10 protein-coding genes are annotated in these 17,525 nt (G+C 46.7%); 5 read left to right on the forward strand and 5 right to left on the reverse strand.

Annotation, left to right across the window (positions count from 1 at the left end):
* Positions 1-19 precede the first annotated feature (19 nt).
* Genes KD145_RS11080 through KD145_RS11095 form a run of 4 tightly spaced genes read right to left on the reverse strand, consistent with a single transcriptional unit; the run spans position 20 to position 10,677 of the window.
* On the reverse strand, positions 20-6,700 hold the full coding sequence (locus tag KD145_RS11080; protein WP_212005943.1) for a hypothetical protein: 6,681 nt from the start codon (positions 6,698-6,700) through the stop codon (positions 20-22).
* A gap of 13 nt (positions 6,701-6,713) precedes the next feature.
* Positions 6,714-7,232, reverse strand: coding sequence for a hypothetical protein (locus KD145_RS11085; RefSeq protein ID WP_212005944.1), 519 nt, complete (start codon positions 7,230-7,232; stop codon positions 6,714-6,716).
* The gene (locus tag KD145_RS11090) at positions 7,222-8,304 is read right to left on the reverse strand and encodes a hypothetical protein (RefSeq protein ID WP_212005945.1); all 1,083 of its coding nucleotides are present in this window, start codon (positions 8,302-8,304) and stop codon (positions 7,222-7,224) included. Before KD145_RS11090 ends, KD145_RS11085 begins: the two co-directional genes overlap by 11 nt.
* 9 nt (positions 8,305-8,313) lie before the next feature.
* A complete protein-coding gene (locus KD145_RS11095; protein WP_212005946.1) occupies positions 8,314-10,677 on the reverse strand; it encodes a hypothetical protein in 2,364 nt (787 codons plus the stop codon).
* Between the two features lie 384 nt (positions 10,678-11,061).
* Between KD145_RS11095 and KD145_RS11100 the strand changes: the two genes are divergently transcribed.
* Positions 11,062-12,528, forward strand: a complete 1,467-nt coding sequence (locus tag KD145_RS11100) for a hypothetical protein (protein WP_212005947.1) — start codon at positions 11,062-11,064, stop codon at positions 12,526-12,528.
* A 63-nt stretch (positions 12,529-12,591) separates the two neighbouring features.
* Positions 12,592-13,638 (forward strand): cellulase family glycosylhydrolase, encoded by a 1,047-nt coding sequence (locus KD145_RS11105; protein ID WP_212005948.1) that lies wholly within the window; start codon positions 12,592-12,594, stop codon positions 13,636-13,638.
* Positions 13,639-13,643: 5 nt separating this feature from the next.
* Here KD145_RS11105 and KD145_RS11110 read toward each other — a convergent pair whose 3' ends face one another.
* Positions 13,644-14,297, reverse strand: coding sequence for a hypothetical protein (locus tag KD145_RS11110; protein ID WP_212005949.1), 654 nt, complete (start codon positions 14,295-14,297; stop codon positions 13,644-13,646).
* A 186-nt stretch (positions 14,298-14,483) separates the two neighbouring features.
* On the opposite strand from KD145_RS11110, the gene KD145_RS11115 reads away from it, so the two are divergent.
* From KD145_RS11115 to KD145_RS11125, 3 genes are all read left to right on the forward strand, one after another.
* Positions 14,484-14,687, forward strand: a complete 204-nt coding sequence (locus KD145_RS11115) for a hypothetical protein (protein WP_212005950.1) — start codon at positions 14,484-14,486, stop codon at positions 14,685-14,687.
* Between the two features lie 66 nt (positions 14,688-14,753).
* A complete protein-coding gene (locus KD145_RS11120) occupies positions 14,754-15,956 on the forward strand; it encodes a lanthionine synthetase LanC family protein (protein WP_212005951.1) in 1,203 nt (400 codons plus the stop codon).
* A gap of 68 nt (positions 15,957-16,024) precedes the next feature.
* The gene (locus KD145_RS11125; RefSeq protein WP_212005952.1) at positions 16,025-17,512 is read left to right on the forward strand and encodes an amino acid permease; all 1,488 of its coding nucleotides are present in this window, start codon (positions 16,025-16,027) and stop codon (positions 17,510-17,512) included.
* Positions 17,513-17,525 lie beyond the last annotated feature (13 nt).

Raw genomic sequence — 17,525 nt, forward strand, 5'->3', positions numbered from 1 at the left:
ACGCTGATTAACCGGTTAACTATTGGATTTTGTAGGCACTTCTGTTTTCCTTGATGGTTACGATACCTTTCTCCGTTTCTTTCTTCACTCTGATCAGAACACCGGCGTCATCGTATTCATAGAAGGTAGCGTAGTTGTTTTCATCCAGTTCTGCAGCCAGGAACATGTTATTGCTGTAATAGGCATAACACTTCATTTCACTGTCGAATGGTTGTATACGGATATCATCGAAGTAGGCAGTGCCACTTTTAGGACTTAGTCTGATAGAGATGTCTGTAGCGTTATCGGGTACCGTAAACACTACTTCCACTTTACGCCATCCCTCTACCTGCGGGCCGGCGGAAGAGGAAGACACCAACACGTTGCTGCCCGACAATACATCCAGCACGCCGGAAGCGGAGCTGTTCAGGGACTGGTCTTTTACCCAGACACTGGCCAGGTAACGTTTCCCTGGCTTAGGGGTAAACGGACGTAAAGCAGCATTAGGTTTCGTATAGGCTTCTCCATTAGTATTATAACTGAGGAAAGAAAGGTCGGTAAGTACATTTACATCCCGCTTGATAACGGCCGGTGCAGAGAGTTTCAGACTATAGCGGCCTGTGTGGGCTGCTTCTGTTACTGGTTTGATATTCTGGAGCAACAGTTTACGAAAATCGAAATGTCCTTCGATATTGCACGCATCCACGCCGGTAGTGCAGGTCTGGGAATAACTGTAATCCTCAAAACCATCGTAGCCTATATCTGTATTCAAGGCGTTGGAAGCCACTGCCACTGGTGTTGTTTGCAGGTAACCGAACAATGCCGCACTGGATCGGCCTAATGCGTCTTTTGACTCTAGCGCCTCTCCTTTATTGTTGTACTTCATGCTCTCACTAGCCATCACCCAGCTGGGATAGGCTTTGCTATCCACCTGTCTGAACATACCGTTACTGTATGTCCAGAATGGAATGAAAGAAGTGAAGATACCTGAACGGCGTATGTTGGTCACACCTTCGGCTGCATTTTCGGGCAGTTGGCGGCGACTATCGTGATAAGCGAATTGCTGCCATGGACGCCAATTACCCAGTATACCCGCCACATAAGGATTGACGGCTGTAGGCTGCCATGCAGGAATACGGTCCAGAAGCTTGATACAATGCACGCCGTCTCCCGCCGGGAAATAATCAACAGGACACCCACTGATAGCATCTCCTACCTGGAAATACTTGTCGCGCATGTCCCTGGTAGTAAAGATGATATTCAGGTCTTCATATTTCGAAGCTTTAAAAAGCTCACTGAGTGTATTGTTATAAATCTCTGCACCAAAACCAGCCGCAGAACCATAGTTCATTCCCTCCAGGAAAATAGTATGGGTACCAGCCGTTAGCCATACAGGATACACATGCCACCAGTAGAATGCAGCGCCTTCATCAGTCCCCAGCCTGTTTCCAACAGCAAAAGGATCCATATTCATCACGACTGTACCATCTACCGTAATCCTGATCGTATTATCGCCCCCCATACCAACATAATAATAGCTCGAAACAGGAACATTGAATGTTGTTTTGAAGCCGATCCATTTGTTATCTGGAATATTATTGTTACAGTCCCACACCGCACAGTAATTCATTCGCCCATCTCTGGCATTACCATCCTTATTCCGCCATAAAGCGCTATCCATCGGAATCAACGTATCCCGTCCCAATCCATTCAGCTGATAGCCGGCAAAATAAACACGCGTACCTCTGAATCCATAAGCAGAATTTCCTTTGGGACAAGCCTTAATACTATCCGGTTTGGACCGGGCAATTGTGTCATACTTTTCACAGTACATACCATCCTGGCTTTTAACATATCCAGCCGGACAGCCGCAGGGTTGTGTTTGTGTCACCTGCCACTGGTCTTTATAAGTAACCGCACTCACATTCAACACCTGGCTGAAAGCGGTTAAATCAATCCTTCCAGCCTTAATCGGGTTACGCAATGCCGTTACACCACCAATGGGCGTAGCAGCCAGATTTCGTTTTCCGGACCGGGTCACTTTCAATGTGGCGTTGTTAAATGTTTGTGTATTGCCGGCTGCATCTATTACGTACAGTGCATCACCACCCTCTGGCTGTGATATCCAGCCTTTCATATTATGTGCTCCGTCCATCACTTCATCACCGGGATTAAGAAGACCTGCAGGGATATTCTGCAGCTGTCGGGTAGCATTGGTATTTACACCGTTCAGTTCCAGCCCTATATTACGATAGGCTTGTCCCATGCCACTATAAGCCCAGTGTGCCGGATAAGTAAGGTTATATACCGGATCATCAAATTCATTGTAAGTCCTGGTCAACAACACTTCCCCCGTTTCACTGTCCCATGCCAGGTTTTCAGTAGATACAGAAGAGCCGTCTTTCATCACCCGCGTTTTTTCCATCAGACCGAATTTCTGGATCACCTTTACCGTGCTGGCAGATCTGAACTCACGTGTTTCGATATTAGGACCTATACCCGGATAGAAATAAGGGATCGGAAATATCCAGGCCATAAAAGCGCCACCACTGGCATGCACGCTGCCACCGATGTTATCCGTCCGTTGTTCACGCATATCCGTAAATACTTCTATTTCTTCTCCTATGCGTCCCTGTTTCAGCGAGCCATCGGGTTGTAACAACAAGGCCTCATTTTTCACCCGCTGCTGTGCTGCCAGCGGATTATCGGTTTTGAAAATATATTCAGCGGAAGATATTTTACCTCCGCCTCTGTTGTACACAGCCTCTCCTTTCATCTTTCCATGCATATCATTCAGCTCTACGGAATATCCCTGAGATACACCCACAGAGTTTTCCACTTTCACCTTAAAGATGTTGAGAATGGGAGAAGGACGGTAATCCTGCTGCTCCTTGTCCATTTTCTTCACTATTACCGGGAAGTCTTTGGCTGTATAAAACTCCGATACCGTATAGCCGCTCCTGTTATTGTAATTATCCGCGCCTACACTTCTCACTGTCACCTTACTATATCCTACATTGGCAGCCGGAAAATAGGCTTCACCAATAGGATCTTCCATGTAGTAATAATCATTCAGCCCCAGGAATCCGGGTTTGCTCTGATAAGGAAAAGGCTGACGGAAAGGATTCTCATCATTACCGATCATCGGCTCGTAAGCCGCCACACCACTGGAAATGGTCATAGGCTGCCCCTTTTCATCGTTGCCCGTTGTGGTATAACTGTAGTCCTGGCCATAAGAACCTTCCGGCATATTTTCACCAGACATGGCCTGCCAGTTGTCTGACATACGGATAGCCTTTACCCTGCTACCGCCACCCAGTTTGGTGAAGGACGGTGCATACAGACGCACCCATGATTTGTTTAAGTTGATTTTATTGGCGAAGGATTTACGTTCTGCCCTGCTGTCAAAATTCTCTACCAGCTCCTTCACATTACCCAGGGCCGCTACCAGCGCACGGATGATCTGTGTAGCATCACCATCCAGATCATCTGTATCAGAGCCTGGATAGGCGTACACCGGCAGATTCAGCCGGAGGTATTGCCAGGCTGTTTTACTAATAGGATTCACGCCTTCTACCTTGTCCAGCGTAACAGCCGCTGTATTGGCATCCACCAGCCTCACTTTTTTTATAGTACCATAACCGGGAATCATTTCTTCATGGCCTTTGCCATCCAGGTCTGTGAGACATTTGAAATACAACCGCTCCATTCCCTGGAAATAACGGTACATCAGTTCCTGTTGACTATTTACCGGCTTCGGAAGATTTACCAGCACTTCATTGGCCTGTATCATACCGGTAGACTGCCCTTTATTATCAAGACCAGCCACCATACACATCTGCATGGCACGCTTGTTTTGCACATAGGCGTAATCGTCCGATTCGTAGGTAACATTGATATGTCCGCCGGTAGGTAAGTCTACCCTGCTGATCTGCCACAGTGCAGCATTTTCGTCTGCTCTGGCTTTATCCTGTGTTGTATAGGGAAATTCATCGTTGCGTAAACCAGTGCTGTTTTCTGTGGTGCTTTTAAAAGTACCCCAGCGGTCAGCCTGTTTGTGCCCATAGTCTACCGCCACACCATTCACTTTGTCGTTATAAGTAAACACATAAGGCTGTAAAGCTCCTTTACGATTGGCACCGAAGGTAAAATACACTTTCTTCAGCGTCAGTTTTCCTTTGCGGGCATTGATGTCCACACCGTTCACCATCACTGCATTTCCGGTATTGTTGGGGATATTACCACAGAGTGAATAATCATATTCGAAATGCACTGTTTTAACAGGCACCGCTTTATCCTTTCTCTCCAGCAGATCGGCTTTGGTAAAAAGATCAATATGGTCCAGGTATTGCTGACGCACCGTTGTATTTTTTCCACCAGCACTGCTCAGTACACCCAAACCATCTTCTCTGTCTTTGAGATAAAACATGGCCACCATAGTCTTGGATTCTATGGAGTGCATATACCAGATCTCCTTCTGACCATAAGTATAGTTGGCTTTATCATCTTTAAGATCACTCAGCAGGTCTTCGTTGAAGTTGGCACTATCTTTTTCGTAAGGAGTGCGCCAGGCGAAGTTGTCAGCAATCTTCGTATAGTTAAACTTCACAGCGGTACCAGGATCATCGTCGGAGATACCGTTGCCGGTAAGGTCTGTATAATCCGGCGACAGAATGCCGGTCAACAGATAGGCATAAGCAAAGGGAGGCAAGGTTTGTTTATTACAGTAACGATCACGCCCGATGTCATTACCACCCGTATCATCTTTTCCACTCAGGTACTTTACGAGGCCTCTGGCCTTGTTTCCATTGGAAGGATCTACACTGAAAGAAGCTTCTGTTTGTGACTGATTATATACAGGGATGCCAAACACAGTCCGTAAGCCCTGGTCATCTGTAGTAGTGATTTCTCCGATATGATGTCCGGGTTTATTACGGGTATAGCGGGTAATTTTATTATCATCGCAACCAGCCACCACCAGCTGGTTTTTGGGGTAGCTGTTGAGGGTTTTGTCCAGTCCGTAGGTAGCCGCTTCCTGCATGTTCATCTGATTGAACACGTGGTTACGGGCTTCTCTTTTGTTTCTTTTCCAGGGCTGATTGAGATCCACGCCGGTACCGCTTCCGGTAACTACGCGGTTAAGCGCCCTTACATCCCGGCCCCTGCGGATATCCACCCTGAAAGGATCTTCGTTGTTTAAGGAAGCGTAATAATCTTCATCAACCGGCATCTGTTCACCGACCCGTTTAAAATAGGCAGGTTCCATCAGCGGATTTTTTTTGTCAGCAGCCGTAAATTGTCCTTTTGACAAGTAATCATTCTGGTCCTGCCATTTGCCGGCGGAAGTAGTCACTTTCTGGGCGTAGATATCCACACCGCCCTGGAAAATGTTGCCTGCACCTATTTCCACACCAAGTGAACCGGAGAAACTATTGTTAACACCGCGGTGATCGAAGAAAACGCCGGAGCCATTGCGGTACAGCTTATACTGATGACTACCTTTCTGGCTGGAAGCTGTGAACAGGTCGGGGGTACTTATCGGTATTGGCAGATAAGGTACGCCATCCTGATAGGGAATATCATTTTCGCGGTTAAAATCCATCAGCGCATAAGCCTCCTGCTGGCCGCGTTGTGCATTCAGCAGGCCATATGCTTTCAGCGATTGTATACGCTGGGCTACTGTTTGCCGCATATAATAACCACTCAGTGCACCTTTGATATGTATACCGAAAACAGCAGGTCCAAAGCTGGCACTGAAAGTATAAGACTGATTATTAAAAGGTGTATTGATAATAGGTGTATAACTCTGACGCGCAAACGATATGGAAGATGACTGGGAAGAACCACCACTGGACACTGTTTCCAGCTGTTTTTTAGATGCATCCTTTGGATCTGCCACTTCTTTATAGGTAGTACCGGTAACAGAACCAGTCAGTGTCAGTGCCTGCATACCACTGCGGGAGTTGTAGGATGTACCGATTGACAACCCGGAGGTCACCTCTTTCAGATCTTTGGAACGATTGCTGATAGCCAGATTGACAGATGGTTTAATACTCGCACCCGTCTGTGAATTGGAGCTAATTCCCAGTGACAACGATGCTGATCCCGTGGAAGTACCGCCACCAGTACCAGTAGCAGGAGCACTGGTATTTCCAGCACCTGTTCCGGTGGTACCGGTACCAGAAGCCATCTCTGTCAGTTTGATACCAACATTGGCCCCTACTTCTGCTCCCCAGCCCCTGTAGGAGTTTTTGAACAAGCCGATGTTCACACTGAGTTTTAACAGTTTCCCCAGCCCCCAGAACTCCGGATATATTTCGAGGTTACCACCACCCGTCACATCATCCTTTACATTAAACTCCTTGGTCACCACATCACCATTAAAATCATCGGGTAAACCACGCATCTGGCGGTTCATCACACCAGGGCTTAAAGACCAGCCCAGTCCTACCCAACCAGCTTCTTCATCCATACCGGCACCACCGCGATAGGAGAGATTCACCGGATAGCCGTCCACATCCAGCAGCGGAAGGTTGTAGCTGAAGTCACCGGAAAAAAGGTCCACCATATCAGAAGTACCTGCCGGCGAAAACCCTTTCATCTCCGGCTGTGCAGGCCCCGAGGTAAGCGCCCAGGCAACAGTGGGCGTAGCCAGCTGTATCAGAAAAACAAACAATAAAAACAGGGCAATAGGCTTTCTGAACTTAACAAAGCGGTTCATGAAAAATAATTTTTTAGTATAGGGTAACATCAAAATTTCGTTGACTGAAGCTAAACGCATGCTGACTATATTTCAACAGCAGATCATGTTTCACAGCACCACGCCGGTAAAATACCAGCATGTATTCTGTTGAACTGGCCTTCCCATTGGCAATAGGCTGACAAAGACCACATACCAGCGTATCTTTCCCACTCTGCAGGGTAAACTGATTAGCCATGTCATAGGTAACGTTTTCGGGTATACGTTTTCCATTCATTTCAAACCGGAAATAATAACAGCTGTCAAGTTGACGGCGGAGACTGTCGCAGTTGACGGTTCCATTGCCGCAACCAGCCAGCAGCAGCTGATAGTCTATCGGAAACAGCTGTGCCGTATATACCGTGTCCTGCTCCTGTTGCTGCTGCACCAGTCCATGCGCAGGATCACTGATATACCGTACAAATTTCTCCGGGCTTCGGAAATGCCCGGGCTTACAGGACAGATACAGGATACTACAACACAGCAACAGGTAAAACAATCGTTTAGTCAGCATAGGTAAATTTTAAGACCAGTTCCGTACTTCCTACATTATGTATTTTCAACAGGTAGTGATGGCCCTCGATAAAAGATGAATTACTTTCCAGACGCAGGTCTATCAGGTTTACACCCGTCTGCATATGTGCTTTCGGCAGTTTCTTAATCGGTGTCAAAGGATCTGACAGATCGATGATGCTATAGTCCAGCTTACCGCCTTTATAAGGATTGTTGAAAGAGAAATGCAGCACCTTTTTAGCCAGGTAGTAGCTGCCTTCCAGTACCGGCTTGGCTTCGCGGTAGCTGTCCTTCTCCTGTACAGCAGTATCACACTTCACCGTAAAACGCCATATCTCCGAGCGGGTGATCACCAGGTCTCTGCTATGTACAAATACCTGCCAGGCGTATGACTGTCCCTGTACCAGATCAGGCACCTGCGGCGGATAGGTGATAAACTGCTGACGCAGGTCTGCAATATTGATCAGTGGCTTGTTCTGGGCCAGTGCTGTGGCGGCGTCCTGTTTGTCGGCAATAGGCGCTACAACAATACGGTAACGGGTATCCGGAGTTACCGGTACCGGTGGCTGCCAGCTGAAGGAAGGCCTGGTATTACATATTTCATCTCCGTTATAGGGATCAATCAGCAGCAAGGGCGTAGCCGGCAGTATGGTCTGATGATAACAGTTTTCATGAATTTCAGGGTCCGGTTTAAATCCTTTTTCGAGGTACTGAAAACAGTATTCAAATTCTCCTTCGGGGAAACGGCCTGTCTGGCTCAGCATCGGTACAGCGGTACTTTCACCAAACCGGAGCGTGCTATTGCTGAGCATATTTCTTTGTAAGCGGTTGGCACCCTGTCTCAGCGGGAATTCTTCCAGATACACATTCACCACGGTACGGCCCATACCATCTTTTACCAGGATACGGAAAGAACCCATCAGGTCTCTGGGGCCGGCATTCACTACCTGCGCCATCGTCAGGCCTTCCAGGGTCTGGCCGTGCAAGGCAGGTTCAAAACTGATGTTTACCTGTGCCCTCACCGCACCCACCGTACAGAGTATGCCTATCAGGGAAGCCAGAATCTTTTTCATAGTAGGGATTTAGAAGTTATACTTGATGCTCCAGTCTACACGTACCAGGTCATCATAATAGGTTTCATATTGTTTGATATTAAAGCGACAGTCTACAAACAAACTCGTGGCAAGGTGGCTGTTCAGGTTTGCTGAAAGACTTTGCCGGAAGCCGGCCTGCTCATAAAAACGTTGCATATTGCTGTAGTTCAGACCAGACGTGGCACTGATCTTCTTGCCCAGCATATAGGTAATCCCGACATCTGTATTCAGTAGACTGTTCAGGTAGGCAGGGCCACCAGGATTCTGCGAATAGGTATAGGTGACATTACCGTACAACAACTGCTGCCCTATCGTTACCGACTGCATGGAGGTAATGGTAGCTGCTTTCAGATTAGCAGTACTGTCACCGGCCCATAGATAACGGCTACGGTTATACGTAAGGCTCATGGTGTTGCGGTAAAAAGTATTCCGCAGCCGTTTCTGGAAAGAAAATTCTCCGGTGATACGGTCTGTGATATTATTATTGCGGCGGTAAGCGGGTGTTATATGCACTCCTCTTACAGGCTGGTAGCGGAACGACAACTGCTGGCTGTTTGTCAGCCGGATCCTCGTTTCCAGCAGGTAGTTATTATTACGCCAGCGGCTCGATGGCATGGTAGAGTAGGCATACTCCCGCCAGTTGCCACGGGCATTGATCACCAGCTTATTTTTCATAAATGATTTACGGAGAGACAAGGCTCCTTCTGTAGTACCACCAGGCATAAAAGCGGCGCCGGGATTATAATACGCAGAGGCAACCTTCGACACATTGGCTTCCACATTCAATGCCTGCTTGGTGAATTCTCCGCTGTAACTGGCTATCACAGCCACACTTTGACCAAAGTTTTTCATATCGGCCAAACCAGCCAGGGCAGAACGTTTATTACCTACCGTGTCATTACCATACAAAGCATCTGTGAGCACCGCAGAAGATTTGGATAATTCCAGCGACACCACTGACGTTTCATTGATCCGGAAACGATTGCTCAAACCCATGACCATACTGGATTTGGACGGCATATCAAAAGTACCTTCCGGATGCGGCACCTTCGATTGACGGAAATTAAAGATGGACAGATGTATATGATCTTCCTTTAAGGCACCACGCCCTACTCTTATACCACTGGCTATATGATCGTTGGGGCGCATCATGGAGAAGTAGGGCCGGTCGTACACAGCAGGTATGTCCCGCTCTTTGCCTACCAGCAGAAACAGGTATTTGTTCTCTTTAAAAAACTCCATGCTGACACCATTGGTGAGATAAGCATTGAGCGACAAAGGGCTGAGGGTGATAGTATGTTGTCCCATATTCATACTATTGACATACAGGAATACTTTTTCAAGTCCACTGAGCGGCAAACGGTCTGCTGCCAGCTGTTGCAGGCTGGACGGGTCATTCAGCATCCGGCTGAGTTGTTGTGCTCTGGCTGATTCTTCACTGTTCAAACGATTCTCCAGATCTACGAGATTCATCTGTTTTTGTAACGCCTGATATTTTTTATAATAGGAAAGCAACTTATAAAACATGGCTATTTCCTTTTTAAGCCCCGGAATCATGGCGGTATCACGGGCATCCAGCGTTCCGGAAGAAAGGTTTGTTTCCAGCTGTTTCAGGTAACGTTGTTTCTCCGCTATTTTGTTACTGTAATCGTTTCCTATGATAGACTGAAACACGCCACCCACGTTGCGGGTAGAAAAATCACGGATAGTATCCAGTCCCGGCAAGCGTTGCTGGAAGCCAGTCATAAAGTCCTGTTTCATGGAATCCAGTGTACGCGACACTGTTTTTTCTGCAGTCTGCCTGGCCAGCTGTAACAGCTTATCTTTCGGTATCTCCTTATCTATCTTTATTTTCCCGGCCAGTTGTTTACGGTAATTGTCCAGAAAAGCATCCTTATCGAAAGTCACCTGAAAATTGTTTGTATAACTGATGGAAGGATAACTATAATTCTGATGCAGAAACCTTACAGCCAATGGTATTTTGGCTACCTGTATACTACCTTCCAGTATCAGGCGGTTGAGCATATAATAACCGGTGCCCCAGTAGGTACGGTCTACCTGTGTTTCCTGGGTCACTGCCAGCTTATGGCTGGCCAGTATTTCCTTCATAGAAGGCTTTTCTATAGAAGGCAAACTAACGGCTTGTTTTATTCGTTGTTTCGCACCTGACAAAGGAGATCTGACTGCATTCGACAAAGCCGAAATACTGCGTTTACCCGTCTCCGTTATAACACCGGATGCCGTACGGATAACAGAGTCTTTCACCGATGCAACAGCAGGGATAGAATCCTGTGACAGCAAGGGGAAAGCGGGCAATTGGCCGACCTGGCCAGCAGCATTTATGCTTTCCACACACAACAGACAGTTAACAATAATCAAAGCGAAAACACGAAACCTGCAAGCTCTTTGGTATAGGGTTGAGCTGGTTAACATTTATTAGGGTTCTGTTACACTAAAGATAAACCGCAGTGTTATAAATCAAAAAATAATTACGCCCGGTTTCATACTAAAAAACATAAACGCCTTATTATGAAAATATTGTGTCCTGATCTTTTTTGATCATGAAAACAATAATCGCATCTACTGAGAAACCGGGATAACAACAATCGGCCAAAATCCTCTATGCTGCTACATTTTCGCAGTATAAAAAGATAACACTGCTTAAATCAGATAAAGCTAAAACTGACAAAATAAAAGCAGTGGTATTTCTTAATATTAAAAGTAAATATTGTTGCTATGCCTTCTTCCCCTCAAACCTTCCGTCAATATATACTGAAGGAAGCTGATAACCAGCGGTATCTTAAAATAGCGGCTGCAGGGCTTATCCTGCAGCTGGTCATTTTTAAAATACTGTATCCTTTTGGTGACTATTTCTCTGATTCCTATAGCTATCTCTTTGCAGCCATTACTAAGATGAAGGTAAACCTGTGGCCTATTGGTTATACCTATTTCCTGCGGTTGTTTCATCACATCAGTCATTCCGATACAGCACTGGTGGCATTCCAGTATCTGCTGGTACAGTGCTCTGCCCTTTACCTGTTTTTTACGGCAGGTTATCTTTTCCAAATGAGCGAACAGACCAGGAAGGTGGTATTTTATGTACTGGTTTTTAATCCGCTGATCCTGTATATCTGTAACTATATTTCCAGCGACGGATTGTTTCTCGCGCTGAGCCTGATCTGGTTTACACAACTGCTCTGGCTGATATACCGGCCCACATTATGGCTGATACTGGCACATACGGCGATCATCGCTATCGCATTTACAGTGCGCTACAATGCGATGTATTATCCTTTAATAACAGCTTTGGCGTTGCTGTTGTCCAGCCAGAAAATATATTATAAAATACTGGGCATCATACTGCCGCTGGTATTGATTTATTCCTTTATCAATTTTACCAGTGAAGAATCCAGGAAGATTACCGGCACACGCCAGTTTTCTGTTTTTGGCGGATGGCAGATGGCCAACAATGCCCTGTATATGTTCCCGTATCTGAAGGAATTCCCTGAACCTCCTGCCAACTGTAAAGCATTCCATCAGGACGTAGTGTATTTCTTCACACGTGTAGCCGCCCATGCAAAGCCCGTCTCTCCTATCGATGGAGCCGTTTACCTCAAACATCCCAATGCACCGCTGAAACACTATATGGAAAAACAATATGGTCCCAAAACTGACAGTACTGGCGGCATACAGTCCTGGGGCTCTGTATCACCCATATATGCAGCATACGGAAGTTATATGATCCGGCAGCATCCTTTTTATTTTGCCCGCTACTTCCTGCTTCCCAATACGTTTAACTATTTTATCCCCCCACTCGAAAAGTTAACAGAATACAATCTGGGGACCGAGGATGCAGCACCGGTGGCGATCTACTGGTTTGATTATTCTTCCAAAAAACTATCTGCTGTTTCGCTCAACGGGCAAAAGGGGCTTTTGTTTTTCTTCCCCATCCTCTTCGGTTTGCTCAACCTGGTATTTATATGGATCATTATCCGGTGGTTACTGTCCAGGGCACATAAAGAAGCAAACATGTCCAGTAAAAAGGCGCTCTGGCTGGTGCTGGCCACTTTACTGGTAAATGCAGGATTCAGCATTCTGGCTTCACCTATTGTTTTCCGCTATCAGGTATTTGCGATGATCATCTGCCTGGTATTCATTGGGGTATTGTTTGATAAACTTAAACAGGAGCTACAGCTCACATGAATTAACATTGCCAAATAGAAAGGATATTGGATATTTGACGCCGTTAACAACAAACAACTTGTCATGAGGTATCCTATCCTGTTTATTACTCTTGTATTTATATTGTCCAGCCATGTTTACGGCCAGGCTACCTGGTCTGTTGAAAAAGCCAATGCCTGGTATCAGCAGCAGGGATGGCTCAGAGGGGCCAATTTTATCCCTTCTACCGCGGTCAACCAGCTGGAAATGTGGCAGGAAGCCACCTTCGATCCGCAGACCATTGACAGGGAGCTGGGTTATGCACAGGCCACCGGTTTTAACATCATGCGTGTTTATCTGCATCACGTAGCGTGGCAGCAAGACAGAGCAGGTTTCAAAAAAAGAATACAGCAATACCTCGACCTGGCACAAAAGCATCAGATCAAAACCATGTTCGTTTTTTTTGATGACTGCTGGAGAGATACATACCAGGCAGGCCCTCAGCCACAGCCCATTCCCAGCGTGCATAACAGCGGATGGCTGAAAGATCCCGGCGGCCTGATTGACCGCGATAGTACCCTCATGGATACACTGAGTATATATGTCAGGGATATCATCCGGACTTTTAAAGATGATGACCGGGTAGTGATCTGGGATTTGTATAATGAACCCGGGCATTTTAAACATGGCGCCAAAAGCTGGCCCCTGCTGAAAAATGTGGTGGCCTGGGCCAGAGCAGAAGCGCCACAGCAGCCTATTACCATCGGCATCTGGAACAAGGAATTCACAGACTTCAACCAATACCAGCTGGAGAACTCAGACATTATCACTTTTCATAATTACCGGGACAGTGCCTCCATGCGGGAAGCCATCGATACACTCCTGACTTACAACAGGCCGCTGATCTGCTCTGAATATATGAAACGGCCCAACAACAGCACTTTCGCCACTCATCTCCCCATGATGAAAGCAGCCAACGTAGGAGCCATCAACTGGGGGCTGGTAGCCGGCAAAAGCCAGACCAACTACCCCCAGGGAAATAAAGGTGGAGAACCCGAGCCTGCAATCTGGTACCATGATATCTTCCGGACAGACGGCACCCCGTTTGACAAGGGGGAAACAGACTTCATCCGGAAGATCACCAACCGTTGATTTTATCAACGGGAATACAAAGGGCTGCGTTTTAATACATACGTTAAGGTAGGTTTGTAAGAGTCTACAGTATCCCAGAGCGACCTTCGGTTCTGGTTGTAGAGTACTGTTCCTTTATCGTTATACACTTTAAGGTTCAGCGTAGTCAGGTATTCCCTGGTTTGGGTAAGATAGCCGCTGCTGGAACCTGAAGTGCTTTTCGTCGTTCCGTTCTGCCTGTCCGTTTCCTTACTTTGATTATTATAGGAAGAAGCACCGGAAAGGGTTTCAGCAGTTTTACTCATCGTTATCATTCCATCGATAGTATATTCTACTCCCAGTATAGCACAGATCTCATCCATGGTATAATTCATCATAGTGGCTCTGGTAATACCCGCCTTATTGAGTAATACAATAGTTTTTCTGGGGTCCTGGATGGTGTATACGCCACCATGTTTGCTCAGTAAAGCATAACATTCATTCTGTACCTGCATACTCACTTCTTCCGAAACGGGAATTTCTTCTTTGATAAAGGTAAAGGGCAGTATGGCTACTTTATTATGGGAGTCGGCAGCAGTGGCTGAAGGAATGTTGGTCTTCCGGATAGTATCTACTTTGTTTTGAGACAGTACAGGCCATGATAATAACACAGCGGCGATTAAACTTAATAAGCGGTTCATAAAGTAGTGTTGTTTAGATATTATTTAGAATAACCATTAGCACAAAGTATTCCAAACCGCAGCAACTTTCCATGTCATTTTTGGCGAATAGCCCACCGTTAATAATGCTTATATTTGTTATACAACAAGAATCGATAGTCCCTGTAATTATTCCCTCAGCATTCACAACCCAAAAACCATAATTGTATGCAATCACAAAAACTGTCCCTCGACAAAAAACTCTTCCTGCAAAAACAAACCGTTGCCGTAATGACCAGTACCAATACAGACGTAGTACAGGCACCTCAGGCTGTTAGTGCCCCTTTTCACACTGCGCTCTCCACAGCTTCCCCTTTGCGTTGCTACCCTTGCTGCCAACAGGGAGTTACCATAGCAGGCTGTTACAACTGATCTGTTTTTTTCCACTGAAGCAGTATGGCAGGCCATGTCCTGCCATACTTATTTAAGCCCGAACGTATGACAACCCACTCCGTGCTCGCCCGTATTTACAACGATAATCTACGGATGCTGGAAACAAAAGCCTATGACCCCTACTATGCCGAAAGTTTATTGAAAGGTCCCTGGGGTGCACTGTTTTATCTGTTTTATTACGAACGATATATTGACAACCGTGAACAACATGCCGTAAAATGGCTGGAAACACTATACAGTGCATTGCAACCGCAGCCAGTGGCTGACTACTCCTACTGTAGCGGCACTACCGGCGTGTTCTGGTTATTACATCATCTTCACCATCATAAGTTTATTGATATAGACATTGAATGGCTGGCATCTGACTTTATCACCAGTGCTATTCGCGAGAGTGATCAACACCTCTCTCAGCACAACTTTGACCTGCTGCATGGAAGTGCCGGCATCTGTCATTACCTGCTGGCCTATCATCAGCAGGAAGCTGTTCGTGCACACCTGGAAAAATTTGCAAACACACTCCTTGCCGTGAGCAGAATGACGGATAAAGGCCGCAGCCTGCCGGTTTTTGTAATGTTTGAAACACCGGTGGAGACCGGGGTAGATACTTTCAGCCTGGCACATGGCACCTGCAGTTTGTTGATCCTGCTGGGAAAGATGTATCAGGCAGGTATTGCCTCCGCCACCTGCAAACAGCTGATAGAAGAATGTATCCGCTTTATGTGGAGCCACCAGAACGAGCGCCGGCCGGAAGTACCGCATGCCCTCTTCCCCGGTATCCTGGACGGACAACAGCCGTTTAGCCGGCTGGCCTGGTGTTATGGTGATTTTAATGTGGCGCTGGCCTTATGGCACTGTGGTCATTACCTACAGGAAGATGCATGGAAACAGCAGGCGCTGGACGTGATGCGTTTTACCCTTAACAGAAATACCGATGCCACTGCCGGCATTGTAGATGCCTGCCTCTGTCATGGCTCCGCAGGCGTCGCCGCCTTTTACCGTAAGTTCTGGTATGCAACTCAGGATCCTGCTTTTTACACGGCAGCAGAACATTGGCACCACAATACGCTGGAGAAAGTGCTTTTCTCCGAAGAGCCGCATATTCATGGTATCCGTGGCTGGGAAGGAATAGACAAACAGTGGGAATACTGCTGGGACCTGCTGGATGGCAGCAGTGGCATAGGCCTCTCCCTGTTGTCACATATCCACCCCGGGCCACTGCCCTGGGATGAAGCGCTGTTGCTGTCCTGATTGACAGGCCGAAAAATCCCCGTTAAATGCTATTTTTTCAAGGGTTAAATTAGCAGAAGTTTACATTTTTGAAGAAATTAGCACATCTTGCAACCTTACCCACCGTTTTTACCTTGGAACTGACAAAGACAAAAGAACAACCAACTGAGCAGAAGCTCAAAAGAGGACTACAAAACAGACATATTCAGCTGATTGCCCTGGGTGGTGCTATTGGTACCGGCCTGTTTCTGGGCATTGGCTCCGCAGCTGTACTGGCAGGACCTTCTGTTATATTAGGTTATGCTATGGCTGGTGTGATTGCTTTCTTTATCATGCGCCAACTGGGCGAGATGGTAGTAGAAGAACCTGTGTCCGGCAGTTTCAGCCACTTTGCCTATAAATACTGGGGCACCTTCGCCGGCTTTGCCTCCGGCTGGAATTACTGGATATTGTATATCCTGGTAAGCATGTCTGAGTTAACAGCCATTGGTGTATATGTACATTTCTGGTGGCCCGAAATTCCGCTATGGACGACCAGCCTGTTCTTTTTTATTGCTATCAATGCGCTGAACCTCAGCTCTGTAAAGGTTTACGGAGAAGCGGAATTCTGGTTCTCTATCGTTAAGGTGGCGGCCATCATCTCCATGATCATATTCGGTGTTTATCTGCTGGTAAGCGGCAGCGGTGGCCCTCAGGCCAGCGTGCAAAACCTCTGGAACGACGGTGGTTTCTTCCCTAAAGGCCTGCTGGATAAAGATGCGCAAGGCAACTTCCAGGGCCTGTTTGCAGCCATTGCCATGATCATGTTCTCCTTCGGTGGGCTGGAACTGATCGGCATTACCGCTGCAGAAGCAGACAAACCGGAAAAGACCATTCCCAAGGCTACCAACCAGGTAATATACCGCATCCTGATCTTTTACGTGGGTGCCCTCATCATCCTCTTCTCTCTGTCTCCCTGGAAAAACATTACTACAGACAGCAGTCCTTTTGTGATGGTATTTGAAAGCCTGAAAGGCTTCCAGTTCAGCCTTTTCGGCAAAACCATCTATTTCACCAGCCTGATCGCCAATGTGCTCAACCTGATCGTGCTCACCGCTGCACTATCAGTATACAACAGCTGCGTGTACAGCAACAGCCGCATGTTATACGGTCTTGCTGAACAGGGCAACGCACCCGCCTTTTTATCACAGCTCAATAAAAATCATGTGCCTGTAAAGGCTATCCTGGTATCCGGATTGTTTGCAGCTATCTGCATCGTGATCAATAAATTGATACCTGAAAAAGCGCTGGAAGTGCTGATGTCGCTGGTTGTTTCTACCCTGATCATCAATTGGCTGATGATCAGTGTGGTGCATCTTAAATTCAAAAAGCATAAAAAAGCGGAGCAGGTAAAAACAAAATTCCCTTCTTTTATCTATCCTCTTTCCAACTATATCTGCCTCATATTCCTGATAGGCATCCTGGTGCTGATGTGGATGACAGGCATGAAACTCCCGGTAGAGCTGATACCCTGCTGGGTCATCTTCCTGTATCTCTGTTATCTGGTGGTAAAAAAACAAAAAGCAGCCAGCGCTTAAGCCTGACTGCTCC

Source organism: Chitinophaga sp. HK235 (assembly GCF_018255755.1).
In the GTDB taxonomy this organism is placed as follows: Bacteria; Bacteroidota; Bacteroidia; order Chitinophagales; family Chitinophagaceae; genus Chitinophaga.

What these genes read in the sequence shown, in the direction of transcription:
- KD145_RS11115 (WP_212005950.1), top strand. Translation starts at nt 14,484, where the DNA reads ATGCAATCACAAAAACTGTCCCTCGACAAAAAACTCTTCCTGCAAAAA.
- KD145_RS11110 (WP_212005949.1), bottom strand. Translation starts at nt 14,297, where the DNA reads ATGAACCGCTTATTAAGTTTAATCGCCGCTGTGTTATTATCATGGCCT.
- KD145_RS11105 (WP_212005948.1), top strand. Translation starts at nt 12,592, where the DNA reads ATGAGGTATCCTATCCTGTTTATTACTCTTGTATTTATATTGTCCAGC.
- KD145_RS11100 (WP_212005947.1), top strand. Translation starts at nt 11,062, where the DNA reads ATGCCTTCTTCCCCTCAAACCTTCCGTCAATATATACTGAAGGAAGCT.
- KD145_RS11090 (WP_212005945.1), bottom strand. Translation starts at nt 8,304, where the DNA reads ATGAAAAAGATTCTGGCTTCCCTGATAGGCATACTCTGTACGGTGGGT.
- KD145_RS11085 (WP_212005944.1), bottom strand. Translation starts at nt 7,232, where the DNA reads ATGCTGACTAAACGATTGTTTTACCTGTTGCTGTGTTGTAGTATCCTG.
- KD145_RS11120 (WP_212005951.1), top strand. Translation starts at nt 14,754, where the DNA reads ATGACAACCCACTCCGTGCTCGCCCGTATTTACAACGATAATCTACGG.
- KD145_RS11080 (WP_212005943.1), bottom strand. Translation starts at nt 6,700, where the DNA reads ATGAACCGCTTTGTTAAGTTCAGAAAGCCTATTGCCCTGTTTTTATTG.